The sequence below is a fragment of the Autumnicola edwardsiae genome (assembly GCF_031846505.1).
In the GTDB taxonomy this organism is placed as follows: domain Bacteria; phylum Bacteroidota; class Bacteroidia; order Flavobacteriales; family Flavobacteriaceae; genus Autumnicola; species Autumnicola edwardsiae.
The window spans coordinates 1-237 of record NZ_JAVRHP010000359.1 but is presented as its reverse complement, the minus strand read 5'-3'; the positions used below and the strand labels follow the sequence as shown (position 1 = coordinate 237).

Annotated in this window: 1 protein-coding gene; it reads left to right on the top strand. The window is 40.5% G+C overall.

Translation table 11 applies throughout. The features are described 5' to 3' along the window. Positions 1-237: hypothetical protein (locus RM529_RS17980; protein ID WP_311486092.1), on the top strand; the 237-nt coding region annotated here is incomplete at both ends.

Here is a 237-nt window from a genome sequence, read left to right as displayed (position 1 = left end):
GCTTCGAAAACTGCGACCGTTACTGTTGAAGACGATATTGCTCCCACAGTAAGAACCCAAAACATAACGGTTCAACTCGACGCTAACGGCAACGCGACAATTTCAGCTGAAGATATTGACAATGGTTCTGGCGATAATTGCCAAATTCAGAGTCGCTCCTTAAATATTACCAATTTCAACTGTAGCAATGTTGGATACAATTCCGTAGAACTTACAGTAACTGATGTTAATGGAAAT